At 70.7% G+C, this 399-nt stretch carries 1 pseudogene; it reads left to right on the top strand.

Annotated elements, in window-relative coordinates:
- Nucleotides 1–399 (top strand): annotated as a pseudogene (locus GPA27_RS28640) (monovalent cation/H+ antiporter subunit A); the annotation flags it as partial.

Genomic DNA, 399 nt, shown 5'->3' with positions numbered 1-399 from the left:
GTGATGAGCCTGGTGGCTTTGGGCGGGGGCATCGCGCTCTACGCACTGCTGCGCTGGCAGCGCGAAAAGGGTGCCATCGATGCGCCACCAGTCATGCGCCGCATCAGCGGCCAGCGGGCCTTTGAGGCCACGCTGGCCGTGCTCAGCCTGATGGGCCGCAATGGCCGCCGCCTGCTGCGCACTGGTCGCCTGCAGTGGCAGATGCTGTGGCTGGTGTGCGCTGCGCTGGTGGCGTGCACCCTGCCCCTGTGGGCGCGGGGCCTGCCCATTGGCGACCGGATGCAGCTGCCGCTGTCCCCCGCCTTTGCGCTGCTGTGGTTGCTGGGTGCCGTGTGCGCCGTGGCGGCAGCCTGGCAGGCCAAATACCACCGGATGGCGGCACTGACGCTGCTGGGTGGC

Origin of the sequence: Aromatoleum toluolicum (assembly GCF_012911005.2) — a bacterium.
In the GTDB taxonomy this organism is placed as follows: domain Bacteria; phylum Pseudomonadota; class Gammaproteobacteria; order Burkholderiales; family Rhodocyclaceae; genus Aromatoleum; species Aromatoleum toluolicum.
Note: the sequence above shows the minus strand (reverse complement) of the source record. Positions and strands in the feature narration are given on the sequence as shown.